We start from the raw sequence: 16,547 nt of genomic DNA, 5'->3' as shown, positions 1-16,547 counted from the left end.
CACTTCCGCCCAGCGTGCGCGGTGCGGGAAGAAGTGCACGGCCGCAAGTATCGCCGCAGGGACTGACATTCGCACAGGCATTGACTGGATCTTGTTCCGATCATCGTGTCCGGACCCCCTGTCCGGACACGCGAAGATCGCACGCCACCCCTGCCCTTGAATACGCGATCCAGTGCGGTTCGGTTCCCGGCCGGGCCGATGAACTCGGCCGCTTCAGGCCCCCGCGCCGCTCTCGTACTGCCCCCGCACGCGCGCGTGCACCTCGGTGGGCGCCCCCACCTGGTCCAGGCCGAGCAGCGCCGCGCCGAGCACGGGACGGGCGACGACCACCCGGGCCACCGCCTTGGGCGCCCGCTCGGCGAGCAACATGCGCACCCGGTCGTCCAGTTGCGGGTGGCGGGCGGCGAGGACACTGCCGCCCAGCAGGACGGGGGCCACCTCGCCGAGCAGGTCGAGGCGGTCAAGGGCCACGGTCGACATGGCCACGACCTCGTCGGCCATCCGGTCCACGAGGGAGCGCGCCACCGGGTCGCCCGCCGCCGCCGTGGCGAAGAGCACCGGCGTCAGCTCGTGCCGCCGTACCGGAGCGATGGCGCCCAGGTGCAGCGCCTCTATCAGCGCGTACATGGAGGGCAGGCCGAAGTGCGCGGGCAGTGCCTCGCGCAGTGCGGTCGGATCGCCGCGGCCGTCCTCGGCCCGCGCCGCGTACCAGAGCGCCTCCTCGGCCAGGCCGCCCCCGCCGCCCCAGTCGCCCGATATCCGGCCGATCGCGGGGAAGCGCGCGGTGCGCCCGTCGGGCAGCATGCCCACGCAGTTGATGCCCGCGCCGCACACCACGGCGACCCCCCGCGGCTCGGCGTCCTCCAGGAGTCCGGCCCGCAGGATGGCGAACGTGTCGTTGCGCACGTCCACCGAGGGACCCCACGCGCGCCTGCGCAGGGCGGCGGCCAACTCCCGCTCCTCCACCGGGAGGTCCGCGTTGGCGAGGCAGGCGGACACATGCCCCACCGATGCGACCCCCGCCTCCGCCAGGGCCCGCGTCACCGCCTCCTGAAGGACGTCCATCGCGGCCTCGACGCCCACCTGGGGCGGCTGGAACCCGCCGCCGCGTGCCGAGCCGACGACCTCGCCGTCGGCCGCGACCACCGCGACGTCGGTCTTGCTGTTGCCCGCGTCGATCGCGAGCACGCTCATGCCTACGCCCACGCCAAGTGCTCCCGGTTGTGCGCGATCAGCCGATCGGTGAGCTGCTCCGCGTACGTGTACTGGCCGACGAGCGGATGGGCGAGCAGCGCCTTGAAGACGCGGTCGCGGCCACCGTGCAGCGCCGCCTGGAGGGCCAGGTCCTCGTACCCGGTGACGTTCGCGATCAGACCGGCGAACAGCGGGTCGAGCTTCGGTACGGACAGGGGCTTGGCGCCCTTGCCGTCGACCGTGGCCTGCACCTCGATGACGGCGTCGTCCGGCAGGAACGGCAGCGTCCCGTTGTTGACGGTGTTCACCACCTGGCAGGGGCTGCCGCCGTTGCCGAGCAGCGACGCGGCGAGGTCCACGGCCGCCTCGGAGTAGAAGGCGCCGCCGCGCTTGGCGAGCAGCTCCGGCTTCTCGTCGAGCGTCGGGTCGCCGTACATCGCCAGCAACTCGCGCTCCATCTCGGCCACTTCCGCCGCGCGCGAGGGCTTGGTCCGCAGCTCCTCGACGACGGCGTCGTGCTGGTAGAAGTAGCGCAGGTAGTACGAGGGCACGACGCCGAGCCGGTCGACGAGTCCGCGCGGCATACGCAGGTCGGCGGCGACCGCGTCCCCGTGCTCGGCGAGCAGCCTGGGCAGGATGTCGTCGCCGCCGGGGCCCCCGAGACGTACGCCCGTCTCCCACGTCAGGTGGTTGAGCCCCACGTGATCGAGGTGCACCTCGCCCGGCGCTACGTCGAGCAGCCGGGCGAACTTCCGCTGGAAGCCGATCGCCACGTTGCACAGGCCGACGGCCTTGTGGCCCGCCTGGAGCAGGGCCCGGGTGACGATGCCCACCGGGTTGGTGAAGTCGATGATCCAGGCGTTGGGATTGGTACGGCGTACGCGCTCGGCGATGTCCAGGACGACCGGCACGGTGCGCAGGGCCTTGGCGAGGCCGCCCGCCCCGGTGGTCTCCTGGCCGACGCAGCCGCACTCCAGGGGCCACGTCTCGTCCTGCTTGCGGGCCGCCTGCCCGCCGACGCGCAGCTGGAGCAGGACGGCGTCGGCGTCCGCGACGCCCGCGTCCACGTCCGACGTGGTGATGATGCGGCCCGGGTGCCCCTGCTTGGCGAAGATGCGGCGGGCGAGCCCGCCGACCAGTTCGAGACGGTCCGCGGCGGGATCGACCAGGACCAGTTCCTCGATCGGCAGGCTGTCCCTCAACCGCGCGAATCCGTCGATGAGTTCGGGTGTGTAGGTCGACCCTCCGCCGACCACTGCGAGCTTCATATCGGTTCTCAGCCCTTTACTCCGGTGAGGGTGACGCCTTCTACGAAGGCCTTTTGTGCGAAGAAGAAAACGAGGATGACGGGCGCCATGACGAGCAGCGTCGCGGCCATGGTCATGTTCCAGTTGACCGCGTGGGCGCTCTTGAAGGATTCGAGGCCGTAACTCAGTGTCCAGGCGCCGGGGTTCTGTGCCGCGTAGATCTGCGGTCCGAAGTAGTCGTTCCAGCAGTAGAAGAACTGGAAGAGCGCGATGGCGGTGATTCCGGGCTTCGCCATCGGCACCACGATCTTGATCATCGTACGGAACTCGCCGCAGCCGTCGACCTTCGCCGACTCGATGTACTCCTTGGGGATCGTCAGGAGGAACTGACGGAGCAGGAAGATCGAGTACGCGTCGCCGAACGCCATCGGGATGATCAGCGGCCACAGGGTGCCCGACAGGTGGAACTGCTGGGCCCACACCAGATACATCGGGATCACGATGACCTGCGGCGGCAGCATCATCGTCGAGATGACGAGCAGCATCGCGGTGCGCCGGCCGCGGAAGCGGAACTTGGCGAGCGCGTACGCGACGGGGATCGCCGAGCAGACGGTGAAGAGGGTGCCAAGACCCGCGTACATGAGCGAGTTGCGCCACCAGTCCAGGAAGCCGGGCGTCTCGAAGACTTCCTTGTAGTTGGACCAGTGCCAGGCGTCGGGCCACAGGTCGCCGCTCATGGCCTGCGAGTCGCTCATCACCGACGTCAGGAAGACGAAGACGAACGGCAGGACGAAGAGCAGCGCGACGGCTATCGCCACGCTGTGCACGGCGATCCAGTGCAGGACGCGCTTGCGGCGGGCGCGGGCGGCGGCGGGGCCCCGTGCCGGGGCGGTGCGTTCGGGCGCGGGAGGGGCGTCGAGAGTCGTGGTGGTCATGGAATCCTCAGTCCTCCGCCGCGAGCAGTCCGGAGCGCTTGCGCATCAGGAGCAGCGTGACGGCCATGGCGATGGCGAAGAGCACGAGCGAGAGCACGCACGCGGCACCGGTGTTGAAGTTCTGGAAGCCCATCGAGTAGACGAGCTGGGGGACCGTGAGGGTCGAGTGGTCGGGGTAGCCGGGCTGGATCACCGAACCGGGGCCGATGTTGACGCCGGAGGCGACCTTTCCCGCGACCAGGGCCTGCGTGTAGTACTGCATGGTCTGCACGACGCCCGTGACCACCGCGAACATCACGATCGGCGTGATCGCGGGCCAGGTCACGTAGCGGAACTTGGACCACGCCCCCGCGCCGTCGAGCTCCGCGGCCTCGTACTGCTCCTGGGGCACGTCGAGCAGCGACGCCATGAAGATCACCATCAGGTCGCCGATGCCCCACAGGGAGAGCAGCACGAGCGAGGGCTTGGCGGTGTCCGGGTCGTTGAACCAGTTGGGCCCGGAGATCCCGACCGCTTCGAGGATCTCGTTCACCGGACCCGTGCCGGGGTTGAGCAGGAAGACGAAGGCGACGGTGGCGGCCACCGGCGGCGCGAGGTAGGGGATGTAGAAGGCGGTGCGGAAGAAGCCGGCGCCCGTCTTGATCTTCGTGATGAGCAGCCCGAGCGAGAGCCCGAAGACCACCCGCACGGCCACCATGATCACGACCAGCCACAGGGTGTTCCACAGGGCGGGACCGAACAGGGGCATCTGCTCGAACACGTACTTCCAGTTCCGCAGGCCCACGAAGGTGGGCTCCTTGATCTGGTTGTAGTGCATGAACGAGAAGTAGACGGTGGCGATCAGCGGATACGCGAAGAAGACGCTGAAGCCGACCAGCCAGGGGGAGAGGAAACCGAGCGTGCGCAGTCTGCGGCGCGCGGGGTTGGAGAGGGAAAGTGCCATGGCGGGGTCCTCAGCTCAGCTCTTCGACTGGAGGGTGTCGGCGTCGATCTGCTCGTCCAGCTTCTTCAGGCGCTCGCGCAGATTGCCCGTGCGCCCGGCCTCGACGCCGTACGAGAAGTCGCCGAGCGAGACGACGTACGCGCCGCCGTTGACGGAGGGCGGCAGGGCCTTGCTGTGCTTGTTCTGAAGGATGCCGAAGAAGGTCCGGAAGGTCGGATCGGCGTCCAGGTCGGGCGACTTGAGCGCCGCGAACGTGGAGGGCACGTTGTGGATGGCGTTCGCGAAGTTCACGACCTGCTTGGTGTCCGCGGTCAGGAACCGCACCAGCTCCCACGCGGCGTTCTGGTGCTTGCTGCTGTGCGCGATCCCGGCGACGGTGCCGGTGATGAAGCCGCGCCCGTAGGTGTCGGCCTGGTCGTCGGGGACGGGCAGCGGCGCCACGCCCCAGTCGAACTTCGCCTTCGCCTCGTCCAGCATCAGGCCGCGCCACTCACCGTCCAGGTGCATGGCCACCTTGCCGGTCAGGAAGGCGTTCTGGTTGGACATCTCGTCGCCGAAGGTCAGCCGGAACCGCTCCAGGTCGTCGAACCCGCCCTGGACGGCCGCGAGTTGACGAGCGGTCTTGAAGAACTTGTACGTCGACGGGTCGTCGGCGAGACGTGAGTCGCCCTTGGCGTCGAAGTACCGGGGGCCCCACTGCGCGAAGAGCCGGTCCGGACTGTTCTGGTAGAAGCGGAAGTTGGGGAGGTACCCGACCTGCTTGTACGAGTTCCTGCCGCTGCGGATGGTCAGCTTCTTGGAGACTTCCTTGAACTCGGACATCGTGCGCGGCGGCCGCTCGATGCCCGCCTTCTTGTAGGCGTCCTTGTTGTAGTACATCCCGAAGGCGTCCGCGAGCAGCGGCAGGGCGCACTGGTTGCCCCGGTAACTCGTGTAGTCGAGCAGGGTCTTGGGGAACACCTTGCGCTTGTCCAGGCCCGTCTTCGCCATGAACGGATCGAGGTCCGCCCACATCCCGGAGTCGCAGTACTGGCCCACGTTGTTGGTGGTGAAGGAGGACACCACGTCGGGCGCCTTGTCGCCGCCCGCCCGCAGGGCCTGGTTCACGGTCTCGTCGGAGACGTTCCCGGTGGCCTTCACCTTGATGTTCGGGTGCAGCTTCTCGAAGCGGTCGATGCTGTCGTTGACGGCCTTGACCTCGCCGGGCGTCGACCAGCCGTGCCAGAACTTCAGGGTGACCGGCTTGGTCGGGTCGTCGTTCGCGCTGCCGACGCTCGGATTGGCGCAGCCGGAGAGCAAGAGGCCGGCTGCGGCGAGCGCCGCGGACGCGCAGGTGGGTATGCGCCATCGCGGCATGGCGGACTTCCTTTACGGGGGAGGGGCGGGGAAGTGAGGTGCGGGGAAGCGGGGGATGCGCAGGGGCAGGGCGTTCAGGCCGTGTCGAAGACCTGGTCGCGGGCCTGGGTGAGCGCCGAGCGCAGGGCGCCGGTGAGGATCGGGTCGCCGTCGAGTTCACTGATGCGGATCTGCGGGCGCGGCAGTGCGAGCCCGGTCAGCTCCTCCTCGACCTTGACGCGCAGCTTGTCGCCGCCCGCCTGCGCCACCGAGCCGGAGAGCACGACGAGTTCGGGGTCGACGACGGCGACGACCGCGGCGATTCCGGTGGCGATGCGCCGGGCGACCTCGCCGAGCGCGGCGTCGTCGGCCATGACCTCGGCCAACGTCGCCCCGCCGCCGGTGAGTTCACGCACGACGTACGCGGAGACGAGGCTCTCGAAGCCGCCGCCGTCCCCCGAGCCGCCGCGCGCCAGGGGAGCGCCCGGCAGCGGCATGTAGCCGATCTCGCCCGCCCCGCCGGTCGCGCCGCGCAGCAGGTTGCCGCCGAGCACGATCGCGGCGCCGACGCCTTCGTCGAGCCAGGTCAGCACGTAGTTGTCGTTGTCCTGGGCGGCGCCCTCGTACTGCTCGGCGACGGCGGCCAGATTCACGTCGTTCTCGATGACGACGGGCGTGCCGAGGACGGCGGCGAGATCGTCGCGCAGCGTCCGGGAGTGCCAGCCCGGCAGATGCGGGGCGTACCGCAGCGCACCGGTGTGCGGATCGATGGCGCCGGGGGTGCCGATCACCGCGGCCCGCAGATCGTCGTGGCCCAGACCCGCTTGGCGCAGCGCCCCGTCGACGGCCTCCGCGACCAGTTGCGCCGTGCGGTGGCGCACGTCCTCGGCCACGGCGTGCGCCTCGACGCGGGCCTGGCCGAGGACCGTACCGGTGATGTCGGCGACCAGCGCCGTGATCCCGTTCGGGTCGGCGGACAGCGCGGCGACATGGGCGGCGCCCGGGTCGATCTCGTACAGCAGGGCGTTGGGTCCCGGCCGCCCGCTGAGGCTGCCGGTGGTGTGCACGAGACCCGCGGCCTCCAGCCGCCCGAGCAGCTGCGAGGTGGTGGGCTTGGAGAGCCCGGTCAGCTCGCCGATGCGGGTGCGGGTGAGCGGGCCGTGTACGACGAGCAGATCGAGCACCGCCCGGTCGTTCATGGCGCGCAGGACGCTCGGCGTGCCCGGGGTCCCCGGAGTGCTGCCTGCTGCCATGACGAACCTGCTTCCCGGTGACGGCTAACTGTTAGGAAACTTTCCAATTCGTGAGGACCGTACGGCCGTCGTGAATCGGGCGTCAATAGCGAACGGCCTCGCGGCAACCAAGTCGTTACCTGGTGGGGGCCGGTGTTGCACGGAGTGCTCCCGCCGCGCCCGGCGCGGGGACCCCGCAGCCGTCGGGTCGTCAGGTCGTCGATCTTGTCCGACTGGATTCCTATTAATCCCAACGGGTGGCTCGAATTCAGATTGTCGGTCGCGGACCACAAGAATGACGAGCCTCACGGCTGTTGGAGGTCTGGTGTCCCGCTCCGCCTCATCCCCACCGAACATGACCACCCTGGGGTGCTCCCTCTTCGCGACCCGTTGGCTCCAAGCACCCCTGTACTTCGGCCTGGTGGCCGCGCAGGGCGTGTACGTCTACAAGTTCTTCAACGAGCTGTGGCACCTCATCCACCACGTCGTCAGCGGGCGCGCGGACGAGACGCACGTGATGCTCGCGGTCCTGAAGCTCGTCGACGTGGTGATGATCGCCAATCTGCTGATCATGGTGATCGTCGGCGGATACGAGACCTTCGTCTCGCGGATCGGCCTCCAGGGGCACCGGGACCAGCCCGAGTGGCTTTCGCACGTGAACTCCAACGTGCTGAAGGTCAAGCTGGCCACGGCCATCGTGGGGATCTCGTCGGTGCATCTGCTCCAGATGTTCGTCGACGTGCACCACACGCCCCGGCACGACCTGCTCTGGGGCACGGTCATCCACATGGCGTTCATCGCCTCGGCGGCCATCCTCGCGTACATGTCCGGGCCCATGGCGGCGCAGGAGGCGAGGGCGCGCGGCGCGCACCGGGAGGAGGACCCGCGGGGCGCGGTCATCCCGGCCCAGCGGGACGGCGGGGAGGCGGGGGAGCCGTACGCGGGCGTGGGCGTGGGCGTCGGTACGGGCGCCGAGGAGCGCATCGAGGCCGCCGGGTTCCCGTCCAGGAAGGTCCTGGAGATGTTCGACGAAGGGCGTCTGCGGGCGCCCGAACCGCAGGTGATCACCCGCCTCGGCAAGGTCGACTTCGTCACCCGCAAGGCCAACGTCGTGCTGCTCGGTGCGCCCGGCACGGGCAAGACGCACCTGGCGGTCGCCCTGGGCGCACGGGCCTGCCAGGCCGGACACCAGGTGCTGTTCGCGACGGCCGCCGAGTGGGGCGCCCGGCTCGCGGACGCCAAGGCCGCGGGCCGGCTGCGCAAGGAGCTCGCCCGACTGGACGCGTACCCCGTGCTCGTCGTGGACGAGGTCGGCTACGTGCCCTTCGAACCCGAGGCCGCGCGCCTGCTCTTCCAGCTCGTCTCGCACCGCTACGAGCGGGCGTCGCTGATCGTCACCAGCAACCTGGCGCTCGACCGCTGGGGCGAGGTGTTCGGCGACGCCGCGACGGCTTCGGCGACGGTGGACCGCCTGGCCCACCACGCGGAGGTCGTCGCCCTCGACGCCGACAGCTATCGGACGCGGCGCCCGGCGATGGCTCTGGGGACGACCGCGTTCGCGGAGTGAGGCGCCCGGATCTACTTCGCCAGGTTCGGCGGCGGTGCTATCGGAGAGGCCGCGAGCGACTGGGGCGAGGTGGCCGACGCGTACGCCGAGGGCGCCGCGACACCCGCCGACGGGTCGGCGGCCTCCTCCGTCGCCTGGAGCGGAAGACCGCCGACGATCCGGATGCCGGCCGCGTCGAAGGCCCGCTTGATGCGCCAGCGCAGCTCGCGCTCCACGCCGAGCGCGTTGCCCGGCATCGTCTTCGCACTGACCCGTACGACCATCGAGTCGAGCAGCACGCTGTCCAGGCCGAGCACCTCGACCGGGCCCCACAGGCGCTCGTTCCACGGCTCGTCCTTGGCCATGGACTCGCCGACCTCGACCAGCTTCGCCTGGACCTTCTCCAGGTCCTCGTCCGGGCGGACGGTGACGTCCACGCCCGCCGTGGACCAGCCCTGGCTGAGGTTGCCGATGCGCTTGACCTCGCCGTTGCGGACGTACCAGATCTCGCCCGCGTCGCCGCGCAGCTTGGTGACCCGCAGGCCGACCTCGATGACCTCGCCGGAGGCCACACCGGCGTCGATGGAGTCACCCACGCCGTACTGGTCCTCCAGGATCATGAAGACGCCGGAGAGGAAGTCCGTGACGAGGTTGCGGGCGCCGAAACCGATCGCCACACCCGCGACACCCGCCGAAGCGAGCAGCGGGGCCAGGTTGATCTGGAACGTGCCGAGGATCATCAGCGCGGCCGTGCCCAGGATCAGGAACGACGCCACCGAACGCAGCACCGAACCGATGGCCTGCGAGCGCTGGCGGCGGCGCTCCACGTTCACGAGGAGACCGCCGAGCGCCGTGCCGTTCACGGACTGGGCCGTGCGGTTCATGCGCTCGATGAGCTTGGTGATCGAGCGCCGGATGACCACGCGAAGGACGACGGCGACAGCGACGATCAGCAGGATGCGGAGCCCGATGCCCAGCCACGCCGACCAGTTCTGCTCGACCCAGCTCGCGGCGTTCGTCGCGCTCTCCTGGGCATCTTCCAAGGTCGGGGACTTCGGCGTCGTCTTGTCGTCCGGGTCCGTTCCGGCTGCTGACAGGACGGACAGGAACACGGCAGGTACCTCCAGGCATAGCGGTCTGCCCAGGAGATGCACCGGGCAGAGACACCACACTAACGGGGCATTGTGTGTGGATCGTTGTGATGTTCGAGGGAGAGACAGTGCTCACCTGGGGAAGATGAGGGTGACGCACAGGTGTGGTCGAAAACACTCCGAGCCCGTTACCAGCAGATGGTGGCGCTTGGACCAGGCATGAGGGGAGACTGGCTACAGATCGTCCCGGCGCGAGCCACGCGCCGCCGGCGTAATAGGAGGCATCCGTGCCGCATGTCCTGGTCCTCAACGCGTCGTACGAGCCTCTGGGCGTCGTACCGCTCCGCCGCGCGCTCGTCCTCGTCCTGGAGAACAAGGCTCTCTGCCTCGAGGAATCCGGCGCCTTCATGCACAGCGCGACGCGCACAGTCCCCGCACCCAGCGTGGTCCGCCTCAAGCGGTTCGTCCGGGTCCCCTACCGGGGGCCCGTTCCTCTGACCAGGCGGGCGCTCTTCGCCCGCGACGGCGGTCGGTGCATGTACTGCGGTGGCGTCGCAACCAGCGTCGACCACGTCATTCCGAAGAGCCGTGGCGGTCAGCACGCCTGGGAGAACGTGGTGGCGTCGTGCCGCCGCTGCAACCACACCAAGGCGGACCGTCATCTCCTGGAGCTGGGGTGGCGCCTGCGTCACAAGCCCGCGCCGCCCTCGGGCCTCGCGTGGCGCATCATCGGGACCGGGCATCGGGATCCGCGCTGGCTGCCGTACTTGCAGCCGTTCGGCGCGGACGACGCGATGGCCCGGATCGATGGCATTTCTGCCTAGGAATCGATCCGGGCTCTGTTGTACGTGGCCGCCCGCACGGGGCCACCGCGTGGCTGTCGGCCGCCGTCACCCGTCGGCGGCCGCTGCCACGGCGTACGCCTCCACCGACCACAGCGAGTAACCGAAGCGCGTGGCCCGCTCGTCGCCCTGGACGCGGATGTAACGGGTGTCACGGGCGTCCATGCGGATCGCCTCGCGGCCGCCCTTGCCGTCCTTCACGGTGGCCGCCGTGCGCCAGGTCCTGCCGTCGGCGGACGTCTGCACGCGGTAGCCCGCCGCGTACGCGTCCTGCCAGCGCAGCACGACCTGGCCCAGCCTGACCGGCTCGGCGAGCTCCAGCTGCCACCAGGCGCCGTCCTCGACCGGTGAGGACCAGCGGGTCCTCGGGTCGCCGTCGTTCGCCCCGGACGCCGGGAAGTCCTTCGTCTCGTCGCCCGACGACGAGGCCTTCGCGCCGCGCGCCAGGTCGCGTCCGCCGGTGCGCGGGTAGGCGCGCACCGAGACCGTCCTGGTCTGGCCGTCGAAGGTGACCGGGATCTCGTACGTCCCCGAGCGGGTGCCCGCGGGGACGGTGACGTCGACCGGGACGTCCACCTGCGTGCCGCGCGGCAGCGTGGACCTCTCCGGAGTGCGCACCTCGATGCCCTTGGGGGCCTTCGCGGTGACCTTGCCCCGTACGTCGCCGGGGCGCAGGGACGTCAGCTTCGCCGTGATCCGCTGCGGGCCGCCGCCGATCTCCGCGTCGGCCTCGGTGCGGGCCAGGGAGAAGCGGGCGTCGGGGGAGTCGGCGTACCAGGGCACGACGTGGCGCACGGTGCCTTCGGTGAGCGTGACGCGGACGGCGTCGGTGCGGGGGGCGGTCTTCTCCTTGGGCCTGGCCTCCGTGAAGCCCGTGCCGGACAGGGCGCCGATGCGCCGCCAGCCCTCGCCGGGGACGTGGGCCTCGATGCTGCCCTTGGTGCCGGGGTCGGTCAGCGCCGTCACCGCGGTGAGGGGGCGGGCACGGGGGGCGCGGACCGTCGCGCGGTCGGTCGCCTGCTCGCTGTCGAGCCCCGCCCATGTCCCGTACGCCTTCTGCGCGCGCGTCAGGAAGGGGGCGAGGACGCCCTTGCCGACGGTCACCCGCCCGGCCTTCAGGTCCTTCTGGAGCCCGCTCAGGGCGCGCGAGGCACGCCAGGCGCTCGCGCCGTCGCCGGTGGACTGGGCGCGCAGCATGTCGACCGCCGTCTCGCCGGCCTCCCCATAGCGCGCCAACTGCTCCACCCAGGGCCGCACTTCGGTGTCGACGTCGCTGTCGGCGAGCCGCCGCGGCGCTTCCTTCATGACGGTGAAGGCGTCCCGCAGGGCCTGCCCGGACTTCTCGATGCGGGCGGTGTCCGTCGTCGTACGCGCGCGCCAGAAGTCGTCCATGAGCGGACGCAGATACGCCGACTCGTCGGCGCCGAGCACCGAGGAGGCGTCATTGCCCGCGAGGGCCCGCAGGGCGCCCCGCGCCTCGACGTCGCCGCCCGAGAGGTCGTCGATCGCGGCGAGCCAGGACTCGTGCGGGCGGTAGGCGCGCGGGTTCCAGGCGTAGTCGGCGGCCGTGAAGAGGGGGATGCGGGACGCGGAGGGCTGCTCCATGGCGTTGCCGAGCAGGGCGGCCGAGCCGGTGGCCACGGCGGGCTCGCGGCCCGTGTACGGGCCGAGGAAGATACGGTCCTGCGCGAAGTCGTTGACGGGGTAGTTGTCCATCGTCACGAGCGCGTGCGAGCCGAACGCCTTGCGGGCGCCCGCCAGTTCGCGGCCCGTGATGGTCTTGGGGACCACGCCGACGCCGGTCCACGCCACCTCGATGCCCTGGTCGAGGCGGTCCGCGATGGCGTCGCGGTACTCGGTGGAGCCGTCCTGGTAGTACTCCGTGGGCATCAGCGAGAGCGGCTTCGCGCCGGGGTGGCGCTCGGCCAGGTGCGCGGCCACGGCGTTGGCGACGCGGGACTGCGCCTTCGCCGCGGCGTCGGGCCCCGAACCGAAGGCCTCGGCGTCCGCCTCGCAGTGCCATTCGCTGTAGCTGACGTCCTGGAACCCGAGCTGGAAGGCGCGCACGCCCAGGGCCCACATCGCATCGATCTTGCGGTTCAGGGCCTTGATGTCCTTGTCCGAGGACATGCACATGGCCTGACCGGGGGCGACGGCCCAGGCGAGCGTCACGTGATTGGCCCTGGCCCGCTCCGCCAGGGCGCGGAAGTCGGCGCGCTGGGCGGCGGGGTACGGCTCGCGCCAGCGTGCCTGGCGGTAGAGGTCGTCGCCGGGGGCGTACAGATAGCGGTTCTGCTTCGTGCGGCCCATGAAGTCCAGCTGGTCCAGGCGCTGCTCGCGGGTCCACGGGGTGCCGTAGAAGCCCTCGGTCATGCCGCGGACCGCGGTGCCGGGCCAGTCGCGGATCTGGACTCCGGGGACCGTCTTGCGGGTGCTGTCGGGGCTCTTGGTGACCAGCTGGCGCAGGGTCTGCACGCCGTGGAAGAGGCCGTCCTGCCCCGTGCCCGCCAGCGCGATGGTGTCCTGGCCGCCGATCCGGCCCACCGCGATGCGGTAGCCGCCGGACGGCAGATCGCCCCGGGCGCGGGCGCCGAGGGTGCGCAGGGCCTGGTCGGCACCGGCGCCGTCGGCGCGGACGAGGAGCCTGCCGCCGCCCGCGGGAAGCTGCTCGCCGTCCTTGACCTCGACGACCTCGCGGGCGCCCGCGTCGCGCAGGAGTGCGCGCAGGGCGTCCATGGCGTACGGATCGGGATCCCGGCCGGTGGCCAGGACGACCTCGTCGGTGACGGTGACCCGGGTCCCTGCCGCGGTCATCGACTGAGGGCGGGGCCAGACCGGGGGGAGGGTGCCGTCGCTCTCCCGGTCGTCGTCCGGGGAGGTGGCCGGGGTGCCGGGTTTTCCGGGGAGGCCGGGGGCGGCGACGGCGCCGGGGGCGCCACTGAGCGCGCCCGCGATGACGGCGACGGCGATGGCCGCCGCGCCCTTCCTGCGCCGCAGTTGCACGGCCCTCTCCTCGTTGTTTCCCGGCCCGATGATCACGTGTGGTGCGCTTGTTGTCTCAGGGTGTCACTGAGCCCACCACTCGCGTGGCGCGGGTGTCAACGGCCGTGGGTGTTGTGGGGGTTTTCTTCCCTGTGACATTGCCCGTGACATCGCCGGGCGCATGGCCGGAACACGACCGGGTCCGCCCCCGATCGCCGAAGGGGCTGGAATGACTTGGCCGGATCGGGGAAGGGACGGGGGCGGGGAAAAGGAAGATCTTGCGTCCGGACCCCCGCTCAGAGAAACGAATGTGAGTACGCGCACGTTCATACAACGGATATGTCTGCGATCCCGCGCACTGGGTAGGGCTGCCGAAGACCTGCCCCCTGACATTGGAGCCCTACGTGCCCGCTTCCGCGAACCTCCTGCTCTCCGCTCTTTCCAAACAGGTCTCGGGTCCTGACTCGGGACTGGACGGATCCTGCGCCTGCGGCTGCCTTGAGCCGCCCCTGACCAGCGAGCCCCCGCTCGCCGACGCCGCACCCCTGACCAGCGAGCCTCCGCTCGCCGACGCCGCCCCGCTGACCAGCGAGCCCACCTCCACCGGCACCGCGTCGGGTCTGGCCTACATGGGGGTCTAAATGGCCCCACCCGGAGCGAGGGGACCCACTCCCGGACCCACCGGGCCCACCCCTGGACTCACCGGACTCTCCCGCCTGGCCGCACTGCACGGCGTGGCGACCTCTTACTCCCCGTCCCCGGACCGACCGGTTCCGGCCACCGACGCCGCGGTGATCGCGGCCCTGGCCGCCCTCGACGTGGACGCGAGCACCCCCGAGGCGGTGCGGCGTGCCCTCGCGGCCCGCGAGACGGAGCTGAGCACCCGGCTCCTGCCGCCGACGGTGGTGCAGTGGCAGAAAGGCCCCCGCGCGGCCCCGCCACCCTGGTCCGCGCTGCCGGCGGGCACGCGCGTGTGCGTGGAGACGGAGCGCGGGGAGCGGGTGGAGTGGGACACGCCGCCGGACGAGGACGCCCCGCGAAGCCGCGCAAACCCCGAGCCGGGAGTGGCGCGGGACCTGCCCCTGGGCGTCCACCGGCTTGGAGCCGAGACCCCGGACGGCCGGACGGCCACCGCCCACTTGATCGTCGCCCCGCACCGCCTGCCGCCCCCGCGCGAGAAGTCGTACGGGATACTCGTCCAGCTGTACTCCCTCCTCTCCCTCCGCTCCTGGGGCATGGGCGACCTGGGGGACCTCGCCGAGCTGGCCGCCTGGTCCGGGCGGGCCATCGGCGCGGGATTCGTGCAGATCAATCCCTTGCACGCGGCCGTTCCGAAGCCGCCGGACGGACACTGCGACCCCTCTCCGTACCGCCCGTCCTCGCGCCGCTTCCCCGACCCCGTGCACCTGCGCGTCGAGGACGTTCCCGAGTACGCCCACCTGGACGGCGAGGCCCGCGACGTGGCCGCGCATCTCACGCGCCGGGCCGCCGCGTTGCGCGAATCCGTCCTCCAGCAGGGCCAGTTGATCGACCGTGACGCGGTCTGGGCGCTCAAGCTGGCGGCCCTCGAGCTGATCCACGAGGTCCCGCTCGGCCCCGGCCGCCGCGCCGCCTACAACGACTTCCTCGCCGAGCACGGCGAAGCCCTCGAGGACCACGCCACTTGGTACGCGCTCGCCGAGCGGTACGGCCCCGACTGGCACACCTGGCCCGCGCCCCTGCGCGACCCCGCCTCACCCCAGTCCGCCCGCGCCCGCCGCGAGTTGATGGACCGCGTCGACTTCCACTGCCGCCTCGCCTGGCTCACCGACGCCCAGCTCGCCGCCGCGCAGCGCTCCGCCCGTGACGCGGGCATGGACATCGGCCTCGTGCACGACCTCGCCGTCGGGGTGCACCCGGCGGGAGCCGACGCCTGGGCGCAGCAGCGGCACTTCGCCGCGGGCATGTCGGCGGGCGCGCCGCCGGACGCGTTCAACGCGCGCGGCCAGGACTGGGGCCTTCCGCCCTGGCGCCCCGACCGCCTCGCCGAATCCGGGTACGCCCCCTACCGCGGCCTCCTGCGCGCCCTGCTCCGCCATGCGGGTGCGATCCGCATCGACCACGTGATGGGGCTCTTCCGGCTCTGGTGGGTCCCGGAGGGCCGCGCACCCACCGAGGGAACATATGTCCGGTACGACGCCGAGGCGATGCTCGCCGTCCTCGCCCTGGAGGCGGACCGCGCGGGCGCCCTCGTCATCGGCGAGGACCTCGGCACGGTGGAACCCGGCGTCCGCGAGACCCTGCAGCGGCACGGCGTGCTCGGTACCTCCGTGCTCTGGTTCGAGCGCGACTGGGCCGGTACGGGACGGCCGCTGCCGCCCGAGAGCTGGCGCGCGGACTGCCTGGCCACCGCGACCACCCACGACCTGCCGTCCACCGCGTCCCGCATCACCGGCGAGCACGTCCAACTCCGCGACCGCCTCGGCCTGTTGACCCGGCCTGCGGCCGTCGAGCAGGCCGAGGCGGCGGCCGACGTGGCCGAGTGGCTCGCGCTGCTCTCCCGCCTCGGGATGCTGCCCGGCGGCGGTGGGCACGAGCAGGAGGAGATCCGCGCCGTCCACCGCTTCCTGCTGGCCACCCCGGCCCGCATGGTCGGCGTATGGCTGCCGGACACGGTCGGTGACCGCCGCCCGCAGAACCTCCCCGGCACCTGGGACCAGTACCCCAACTGGCGGCTGCCGATCGCCGACGCCGACGGACGCCCCGTCACCCTGGAGGAACTCGCCGCCGCACCGCGCGTGCACGCGTTCATGGACGTGTTCATGGACGCGTTCCGCTCGCGCGAAGCACGCGAAAGGACCCGTACGGCACCCCCGGGCGCGCGGCCCGTTTAGCAGTTCGCTACGTTGGCACCGTGGACAAGAAGAACGCCCTGCGCGCCGGCGCCCTGGCTTCCGGTACGACGCTGATGATGCTGCTCATGTCGTCCCCCGCGCTCGCGCTCACGCGCGACGACGGCGACGATCCGGGTCCCGGCCTGAGCGTGGTCGAGACGCTCGGCCTCTATGTCGTGGCGCCCATCGTGCTGTTCCTGGTGATCGCGGGCCTGGTCATGGTCGGTGACAAGTCCCGCAAGCAGGAGAAGCGGGGCTGACGCCACTTCGCTTTCAGGGTTCTCCGTAGGGGCTCTTCGTCGACGTACACACCACGCGTGTGTACGT

13 protein-coding genes are annotated in these 16,547 nt (G+C 71.1%); 5 read left to right on the top strand and 8 right to left on the bottom strand.

Going from position 1 to position 16,547, the window contains the following annotated elements; genetic code table 11:
* Positions 1 to 213: 213 nt before the first annotated feature.
* The 6 genes from ACFUPX_RS30450 to ACFUPX_RS30425 all read right to left on the bottom strand — a co-directional run bounded on the left by ACFUPX_RS30450 (position 214) and on the right by ACFUPX_RS30425 (position 6,907).
* Positions 214 to 1,194 (bottom strand): N-acetylglucosamine kinase, encoded by a 981-nt coding sequence (locus ACFUPX_RS30450; protein ID WP_383329850.1) that lies wholly within the window; start codon positions 1,192 to 1,194, stop codon positions 214 to 216.
* Between the two features lie 2 nt (positions 1,195 to 1,196).
* Positions 1,197 to 2,462 carry a 6-phospho-beta-glucosidase gene (locus ACFUPX_RS30445; RefSeq protein WP_383329756.1) on the bottom strand — a complete coding sequence of 422 codons (1,266 nt, stop codon included), beginning with the start codon at positions 2,460 to 2,462 and terminating at the stop codon, positions 1,197 to 1,199.
* 8 nt (positions 2,463 to 2,470) lie between these two features.
* Positions 2,471 to 3,376: a carbohydrate ABC transporter permease gene (locus ACFUPX_RS30440; protein ID WP_383329753.1), complete on the bottom strand. Its 906-nt coding sequence runs from the start codon at positions 3,374 to 3,376 to the stop codon at positions 2,471 to 2,473.
* A gap of 7 nt (positions 3,377 to 3,383) precedes the next feature.
* Positions 3,384 to 4,319: a carbohydrate ABC transporter permease gene (locus ACFUPX_RS30435; RefSeq protein ID WP_383329750.1), complete on the bottom strand. Its 936-nt coding sequence runs from the start codon at positions 4,317 to 4,319 to the stop codon at positions 3,384 to 3,386.
* Between the two features lie 15 nt (positions 4,320 to 4,334).
* Positions 4,335 to 5,675 carry an ABC transporter substrate-binding protein gene (locus ACFUPX_RS30430; RefSeq protein WP_383329747.1) on the bottom strand — a complete coding sequence of 447 codons (1,341 nt, stop codon included), beginning with the start codon at positions 5,673 to 5,675 and terminating at the stop codon, positions 4,335 to 4,337.
* A 74-nt stretch (positions 5,676 to 5,749) separates the two neighbouring features.
* A complete protein-coding gene (locus tag ACFUPX_RS30425; RefSeq protein ID WP_383329744.1) occupies positions 5,750 to 6,907 on the bottom strand; it encodes an ROK family protein in 1,158 nt (385 codons plus the stop codon).
* 334 nt (positions 6,908 to 7,241) lie between these two features.
* Between ACFUPX_RS30425 and istB the strand changes: the two genes are divergently transcribed.
* Positions 7,242 to 8,453, top strand: coding sequence for an IS21-like element helper ATPase IstB (gene istB, locus ACFUPX_RS30420; protein ID WP_383329741.1), 1,212 nt, complete (start codon positions 7,242 to 7,244; stop codon positions 8,451 to 8,453).
* 11 nt (positions 8,454 to 8,464) lie between these two features.
* Here the strand turns inward: istB and ACFUPX_RS30415 are convergent, their stop codons facing one another.
* Entirely contained in the window at positions 8,465 to 9,544 is a 1,080-nt protein-coding gene (locus tag ACFUPX_RS30415; protein WP_383329738.1) for a mechanosensitive ion channel family protein, read from the bottom strand.
* A gap of 266 nt (positions 9,545 to 9,810) precedes the next feature.
* On the opposite strand from ACFUPX_RS30415, the gene ACFUPX_RS30410 reads away from it, so the two are divergent.
* Positions 9,811 to 10,347, top strand: a complete 537-nt coding sequence (locus ACFUPX_RS30410) for an HNH endonuclease (protein WP_190080400.1) — start codon at positions 9,811 to 9,813, stop codon at positions 10,345 to 10,347.
* Positions 10,348 to 10,413: 66 nt separating this feature from the next.
* Here the strand turns inward: ACFUPX_RS30410 and ACFUPX_RS30405 are convergent, their stop codons facing one another.
* A complete protein-coding gene (locus ACFUPX_RS30405) occupies positions 10,414 to 13,368 on the bottom strand; it encodes a beta-N-acetylglucosaminidase domain-containing protein (protein ID WP_383329734.1) in 2,955 nt (984 codons plus the stop codon).
* A 383-nt stretch (positions 13,369 to 13,751) separates the two neighbouring features.
* Here ACFUPX_RS30405 and ACFUPX_RS30400 point away from each other — a divergent pair, with 383 nt between their 5' ends.
* From ACFUPX_RS30400 to ACFUPX_RS30390, 3 genes are read left to right on the top strand one after another with little or no spacing between them, the layout of a single operon-like run.
* Positions 13,752 to 13,988, top strand: a complete 237-nt coding sequence (locus tag ACFUPX_RS30400) for a hypothetical protein (RefSeq protein WP_351164512.1) — start codon at positions 13,752 to 13,754, stop codon at positions 13,986 to 13,988.
* Positions 13,989 to 16,220 carry a 4-alpha-glucanotransferase gene (gene malQ / locus ACFUPX_RS30395; RefSeq protein ID WP_383329730.1) on the top strand — a complete coding sequence of 744 codons (2,232 nt, stop codon included), beginning with the start codon at positions 13,989 to 13,991 and terminating at the stop codon, positions 16,218 to 16,220.
* A 20-nt stretch (positions 16,221 to 16,240) separates the two neighbouring features.
* Positions 16,241 to 16,480 carry a hypothetical protein gene (locus tag ACFUPX_RS30390; protein WP_383329727.1) on the top strand — a complete coding sequence of 80 codons (240 nt, stop codon included), beginning with the start codon at positions 16,241 to 16,243 and terminating at the stop codon, positions 16,478 to 16,480.
* The last annotated feature ends 67 nt before the right edge of the window (positions 16,481 to 16,547 follow it).

It is taken from the genome of Streptomyces sp. NPDC057302 (assembly GCF_042667685.1).
Lineage (GTDB): Bacteria > Actinomycetota > Actinomycetes > Streptomycetales > Streptomycetaceae > Streptomyces.
Note: the sequence above shows the minus strand (reverse complement) of the source record. Positions and strands in the feature narration are given on the sequence as shown.

Coding starts and splice junctions, on each gene's coding strand:
- ACFUPX_RS30450 (WP_383329850.1), bottom strand. CDS start 1,194: ATGAGCGTGCTCGCGATCGACGCGGGCAACAGCAAGACCGACGTCGCG.
- ACFUPX_RS30445 (WP_383329756.1), bottom strand. CDS start 2,462: ATGAAGCTCGCAGTGGTCGGCGGAGGGTCGACCTACACACCCGAACTC.
- ACFUPX_RS30440 (WP_383329753.1), bottom strand. CDS start 3,376: ATGACCACCACGACTCTCGACGCCCCTCCCGCGCCCGAACGCACCGCC.
- ACFUPX_RS30435 (WP_383329750.1), bottom strand. CDS start 4,319: ATGGCACTTTCCCTCTCCAACCCCGCGCGCCGCAGACTGCGCACGCTC.
- ACFUPX_RS30430 (WP_383329747.1), bottom strand. CDS start 5,675: ATGCCGCGATGGCGCATACCCACCTGCGCGTCCGCGGCGCTCGCCGCA.
- ACFUPX_RS30425 (WP_383329744.1), bottom strand. CDS start 6,907: ATGGCAGCAGGCAGCACTCCGGGGACCCCGGGCACGCCGAGCGTCCTG.
- istB (WP_383329741.1), top strand. CDS start 7,242: ATGACCACCCTGGGGTGCTCCCTCTTCGCGACCCGTTGGCTCCAAGCA.
- malQ (WP_383329730.1), top strand. CDS start 13,989: ATGGCCCCACCCGGAGCGAGGGGACCCACTCCCGGACCCACCGGGCCC.